The 4,052-nt window shown below is 42.1% G+C and carries 3 protein-coding genes; 1 reads left to right on the top strand and 2 read right to left on the bottom strand.

Annotated features, from left to right (window positions below):
- Positions 1–125: 125 nt before the first annotated feature.
- Together WFH04_RS17920 and WFH04_RS17915 are read right to left on the bottom strand one after the other, a co-directional pair.
- The gene (locus tag WFH04_RS17920; RefSeq protein ID WP_336825666.1) at positions 126–2,129 is read right to left on the bottom strand and encodes an acetoacetate--CoA ligase; all 2,004 of its coding nucleotides are present in this window, start codon (positions 2,127–2,129) and stop codon (positions 126–128) included.
- A 162-nt stretch (positions 2,130–2,291) separates the two neighbouring features.
- The gene (locus WFH04_RS17915; protein WP_336825664.1) at positions 2,292–2,984 is read right to left on the bottom strand and encodes a hypothetical protein; all 693 of its coding nucleotides are present in this window, start codon (positions 2,982–2,984) and stop codon (positions 2,292–2,294) included.
- Positions 2,985–3,158: 174 nt separating this feature from the next.
- Here WFH04_RS17915 and WFH04_RS17910 point away from each other — a divergent pair, with 174 nt between their 5' ends.
- Complete coding sequence (locus WFH04_RS17910; protein ID WP_336825662.1) at positions 3,159–3,941, top strand: DUF2268 domain-containing putative Zn-dependent protease; 783 nt, start codon at positions 3,159–3,161, stop codon at positions 3,939–3,941.
- The last annotated feature ends 111 nt before the right edge of the window (positions 3,942–4,052 follow it).

Genomic DNA, 4,052 nt, shown 5'->3' with positions numbered 1-4,052 from the left:
GCATCCGCGTGCTACTTTCAGTATTGAATGAGAAAAATACAAGAACAGGTGGCGAAAAACGATTCGTTTTTCGCCACCTGTTCTATTTTAGGGACTTATTGGACAGCCCCTCTTCGACTGCATAGTTAAGTCGAGTGAGTGGCTAACCCCTCATCTGATCGTTTCTTTTGCCAGAAAGTAGAGAAGTATTGCAGCGATGTTGGATTAGCCATTGCGTCAGGATTTGCTGCTTCCTCGACCGGAACGCCACATAATATTTTGCGGACGGGCACTTCCATCTTCTTTCCTGTTAACGTATAAGGCACTTGCTCGATTGCGTAAATTTCATCGGGAACATGTTTCGGTGATGCTTGGTTCCGAATGATATCCCGGATTTCCTGTTTTAGCGATTCATCGAGGACGGCACCTTCATTTAAGGCAACGAATAGAGGCATGAACGATCTGCTCTCTTTCATTTGCAAATAGACAATTAAACTATCCTTAACGGCATCCAATGATTCAACTGCAGAATAGATTTCGCTCGTCCCCATTCGAACTCCATTGCGGTTCAAAGTTGAATCGGATCTTCCATAAATGATGCCGGTGCCTCTTTCCGTCAGCTTCAAGTTATCACCTTGCCGCCAAATGCCTGGAAACATATCAAAATAGCTTTCAAAGAGCCGTTTGTTGCCTTCGTCATTTAAAAAATAAAGCGGCATGGACGGCATCGGCTGCAGTACGACCAATTCGCCGACTTTGCCCACGACGGATTTCCCATCTTCCGTAAAGGCGTGGACGTCAACACCGAGTCCGCGAGCTTGCATCTCTCCAGCAGTAACCGGCTCAATCGGGACGCCAGTCAGAAAGCCAGAGCAAATATCAGTCCCGCCGCTTTGGGAAGAAAGCCAAAGATCTTCCTTTACATGTTTGTAAATCCATTCGAATAGTTCAGGTCCCGCAGGAGCTCCGCTTAAAATAATAGATTCGATGCTGGACAAATCGTATTTATCTTTAGGAGATAAACCTGCTTGCTTCATCAAGTTTACATACATAGGACTTGCGCCGAATGCAGTCGTGCCAGTTTGCTCGGCTAGCTCCCATAGTTTGCCGATTGATGGATATGCAGGATTTCCGTCATATAACACGATCGAGGCGCCGGTTAGCAAACCGCTCGTCAAAATATTAAACATCATCCATCCGGTAGTTGTATAAAATAACAGCCGGCTTTTGGGTCCTAAATTGGCATGGAACGTAAGAATTTTATAGGACTCCAATAAAATCCCGCCGTGGCTATGCACAATTGCTTTAGGAATGCCAGTCGTGCCAGAAGAATACATAATTTGCAAAGGATGATCAAAGGGCACTTGTTCAAATTCAAAATGCTGTGGGGCGGGCCGATTCAATAGCTCCGACCATTGTTTTGCACTTTCAATTGGGCCAATGGTATCTTCTACTATTAAATAGGGTACATGGATAAAATGCTCAACAGTAGGCAATTGCTCAGCGATTTTCACAACCTCTTCTCGGCGGTCGAACGTTTTTCCTGCGTATTGATAGCCATCAATGGTGAACAGCACTTTCGGTTTGATTTGCTGCAGTCGGTCTAATACGCTGCGGCTGCCGAAATCAGGGGAGACACTTGACCAAACCGCACCTATGCTCATCGTAGCCATCATAGCAACGACAGTTTCTGGTATGTTCGGGAGATACGCGGCAATGCGATCTCCTCTACCAACGCCTAACGCACGCAGTTCAGTTGCTAAGCTCATCACTTGTTTCTTGAAATCGCCCCAGTTCAATTCACCTAGTGGGCGTATTTCTGATGCGTGGCATATCGCTGTTTTATCATAATTATCACGCCTGAAAATATGCTCCGCATAATTTAAAGTCGCGCCGGTAAACCATTTAGCGCTCGGCATTTCCTTGAAGGATAGGACTTCCTCATAAGCAGTGGATGATTGCACATCAAAATACTCCCATATCGATTCCCAAAAAGCTACCAATTCATCCACGGACCATTTCCATAGCGAATGATAATCGCCAAATGCCAAATTTTTCTCTCTCTTGAGCCACTTAATATAGTTAATAATATTCGTGTTTTCGATAAAGTCGTTGCTGGGCACCCATAAGACCGACCCTTCAGTTACCATTTGAAACCGCCCCCTTAAGTTTCTGGAAATTTGTATGTGCTTTCAATTATAACATAGAAGGCCAACTATTCGGATTAATCAACAAAGTATATATAACCTCTATTTAGAACGGATATTGACTTGAACCATCCTCATCACCAGCTCGATTACGGAAATGGCAAATCATCTTGAAAAAAGATCACGGATAAAGTCGGCGTTTCCTGAGAAGTACTTATTGATCGTATCCTCCGAAGGGACATGTCGAACAAAGAACGGAATATTTTTTGTTTGAAGAAAGGCATCAATTTCTTGAACTTCCGTTGTTTCACCTTCCAATGTATTTTGCCAAACGTCAAATTTTCTTCCATCTTTAAAATGAAGAATATAGCGACCATTGAAAGAGCTTCGGTTAGGGTTTGATTCGATGGGAATGGAATAGTCGATTTCCACTTTCGTTACGTCCTCCCAAGTGTAATGGTCTGTTGATAAACTCCAAAATGTGCCGTATATAAATTCTTCTTCGGTCATGACAATTGCATTCGTAAAGCTTAAATAAAGAAAAGGAAGAGTGATAAATAGAGGGATTGCAGCTAATCGAAGTACGAGAAGCACATCGACTTTGAACTCTCGGAAAGATTTTTTCTGAATCCCGTTTTTGATGGAGACATATACTCCCCAAGTAGCAAGCCCATAGATAAGGGAGCAACTATAATAAACCCAATAGGCACTATTCGGTGTGAGGAAAAAAAGGGCATCATTTGTATGATTCAGCATTTTGTTGCAGAAATAGAAAACAAAAAAATAAAGTACCGAGAACGACCCGAATAGAAGGAAGAACCGTAGCCACACCTGTCTATCGGATTTTTCTTCTTTCACTATGCATCTCCTCCGATATGTCTATACATTCTATTGTCATACGATTCAAGTGCATGTTGGTTTCATTATGAATAGGGACATCCCGATCGTTCAGCTTTTCTATTAACATCGCCAACTACTTCCTACGAACATTGTTAACGGATTGCATATAATACTTGATAGGAGTGTGATGGAATGGGTGTTATTCAAACAAATGAATGGCTCGAAGAATTGGACGGCGACCTTATTGGCATATGTAAAAAACTAAGAGACTATTTTCCGGATGCATCTGTCCCGGATATTCATCAGCACTTGCTAACATTTGGCATGTACAATTTGTCAAAGGACGGAAGCGCTCTGAGCAAAAAACTGTTTGAGAATGGGGCATGGTCAATCGTACAACAGGAGTACGAGCAGCTTCGGCAACTATGGAAAGGTCCTGATGTCCCAATTTTCATATTCCCTTCAGATCCAAATAACAAATTGTTAACTGATGAATTTAGTGGGAAGGCAGGACTTAGTTTCCAAGATAAGTTGTTTTTATTTATCTCTCCAAACAACACGGAAGTAGAAATCAAGGCATTACTCACTCATGAATATAATCATGTATGCCGATTGGCTAAATACCCTAAAAGGGAAGAGGATTATATTTTGTTGGATACGGTCATTTTAGAAGGTTTGGCAGAAATGGCTGTCTTTGAAAGGTTCGGCAAGGAATACAATTCAAAGTTTCTATCACTTTATTCCAATGAGGAATTGGAGAAGTTATGGAGAGAAATTGTGTTCTTTGAGAAGGAACAGTTAAAGGGGACGGCTATTCATTATGAAGTATTATATGGCATGGGGTCCTATCCGAAGATGGTGGGATATTGCGTAGGGTTTTATTTAGTCTGGAACTTTTTGAAAGACAAAACATTGCACTCCGATGAAATATTGGGAATCCCCTCGCATAAAATTGCGCAGCTATCGACTAAATAGAAATGGGGCTGTCCAATAAGTCCCTAAAATAGAACAGGTGGCGAAAAACGAATCGTTTTTCGCCACCTGTTCTTGTATTTTTCTCATTCAATACTGAAAGTAGCTCGCGGA

This window comes from Sporosarcina sp. USHLN248 (assembly GCF_037144575.1).
Taxonomy (GTDB): domain Bacteria; phylum Bacillota; class Bacilli; order Bacillales_A; family Planococcaceae; genus Sporosarcina; species Sporosarcina contaminans.
Note: the sequence above shows the minus strand (reverse complement) of the source record. Positions and strands in the feature narration are given on the sequence as shown.

What these genes read in the sequence shown, in the direction of transcription:
- WFH04_RS17920 (WP_336825666.1), bottom strand. Translation starts at nt 2,129, where the DNA reads ATGGTAACTGAAGGGTCGGTCTTATGGGTGCCCAGCAACGACTTTATC.
- WFH04_RS17910 (WP_336825662.1), top strand. Translation starts at nt 3,159, where the DNA reads ATGGGTGTTATTCAAACAAATGAATGGCTCGAAGAATTGGACGGCGAC.